The organism is Mycobacterium simiae, from assembly GCF_008370645.1.
GTDB classification, from domain to species: Bacteria; Actinomycetota; Actinomycetes; order Mycobacteriales; family Mycobacteriaceae; genus Mycobacterium; species Mycobacterium simiae_A.
Window position 1 is genome coordinate 1 of record NZ_VTZN01000371.1, and the last position, 1,664, is coordinate 1,664.

General features: G+C 67.7%; 4 protein-coding genes. All 4 read left to right on the forward strand.

The window, feature by feature from the left end; translation table 11 throughout:
* On the forward strand, positions 1-216 hold a 216-nt coding region (locus F0Q45_RS25850; RefSeq protein ID WP_306439475.1), incomplete at its 5' end, for a hypothetical protein.
* Positions 213-605, forward strand: a complete 393-nt coding sequence (locus F0Q45_RS25855; RefSeq protein ID WP_149656573.1) for a helix-turn-helix domain-containing protein — start codon at positions 213-215, stop codon at positions 603-605. The genes F0Q45_RS25850 and F0Q45_RS25855, both read left to right, overlap by 4 nt.
* Positions 598-1,461, forward strand: a complete 864-nt coding sequence (locus F0Q45_RS25860) for a hypothetical protein (RefSeq protein ID WP_149656574.1) — start codon at positions 598-600, stop codon at positions 1,459-1,461. Before F0Q45_RS25855 ends, F0Q45_RS25860 begins: the two co-directional genes overlap by 8 nt.
* The coding region (locus F0Q45_RS25865; RefSeq protein WP_149656575.1) for a hypothetical protein at positions 1,458-1,664 on the forward strand (207 nt) is incomplete at its 3' end. The genes F0Q45_RS25860 and F0Q45_RS25865, both read left to right, overlap by 4 nt.

The following is a 1,664-nucleotide window of genomic DNA, read 5'->3' on the forward strand; positions in this document are numbered from 1 at the left end:
ATCCCGCGGCTGCCCGGTGCGGCCTGTGTAGGCCGTTGGGATCTGTTTGATCCGCGACCCGACAACGACCCCGACCGCGACCACACTGAGGCCGCCGCGCTGCAACTGTGCCGCACCTGCCCGGCTCTGGCCGGATGCCGCCGCTGGGTCGACTCACTGTCCCCCAAGCATCGCCCGGCCGGCGTCGTCGCCGGGCGACTCTGGGAGTCCTGGTGAGCGGCGACGGCCTCACGGTCATCAACGGCTGTGCCGTCATCCTGTCCGGCCATATGCTGCGCGTCGCTCGTGATGCAGTGCTGATCGCTGAGCGTGCCAGGCGTGCCAACGGATTGCCGACCAGCCGCGCCTATCAAGAGCTTGCGCAAGCCCTCAACGCCGCCCTGTCCGTGACGCGACAAAACGACGTCGCGCAATCGGCTGTGCTGCAACATTATCCGCAGACAACGCCAACAGTGACCGTCGAGCAGGCTGCCGCTGCGTTGGGCTTGTCTAGGCGCCAGACGCAAAGGCTTGCACCACGATTGGGTGGCCGATTGATCGGTGGCCGTTGGCTTGTCGACGAACAAGCTCTCCGCGAACACCTGGAAGGAAAATCCTGTGACTGACCCGTTCTACTCCCATATCGCCGCGGTGGATGTCGTTGCCGCCCATGGTATTGCGCCGCCGCGTGAGTGGTCTGCATTGCGGGCGCGGTTCGAGGCGTTCTTGTCGACGCAACACCCGTGCACGGCCCGGCTGGCCGCCGAAATCGTGAGACCGAGCGGAGCCGACGTTGACGTCTTGCGTGCCGCGGCGTTGGCCGAGCACTACCCCGAGCATGAGCACAATGTGACGGCCGTGGTCAGGAGTGCTGTGCACAGCGAGTTGTTGCGCTTGGTCGCGCCGACGGCCGCCAGGGCATACCGGGCCGTAGCCAAGGAGTTCGATGCGGTGGCCGCCAAGTTCATCGCAGCGGCCAAGGTTGCCGATCCTGACCTTGGCTCCGAGGAGATCGTGTACTGCCCGGAGTCGCAGCGCCAAGCCTGGTTGAGTGCGGCGGTTCTCGCTGTCGAGTTAGACGGTTTGACCCCAGTGCTGTACGCGGCGGCCACCCTGACCGGGGCACCCGCCGAGGTCGCCAGCCCGCTGACCGACGCCGACACCTGGCGGTTGCCGCTGGTCACCAATCCCGGCGCGTTGCACCGCCGCCGGGTCTGGGAAGCCTGGCAGGCCACCGGCCGGTGCGGGCGCTGGGCCGCGTTGCACAAGCTGAGCGCCGAGATCCGGGCGCACGCCAAGCCGGAGGCGCTGCAGCCCTACGCACAGCCCGAGCCGTTCATCGTGAAATACGAGCCCGGCCCCAAGGGCGGCCATCAGAAAGTGGTCTACGACCCACACGACAGCGACCAGCCCGGCGTGCTGCACCGGGTTGGCCGCCGCCTTGTCCGCCACGACAGCCAGCGCGAGGAGTGGAGCGCATGATGATCAGAGACGCCGTAGTCAGCCTGGCCCGGCACACCGGGCTACCGGCCGCAACCATCGCCGACCTGGTAGCCAAGGGCGAGTTGCGCACGCTGTTCAACTCCGCTGGCCGACTGGCCATCCGCGCCACCCCCCACACGCCCCTTGAGGCGCGCAAGCAGCTGCGCGACCGCAACCGCGCATTGCTCGCCGCACTGGAGAAA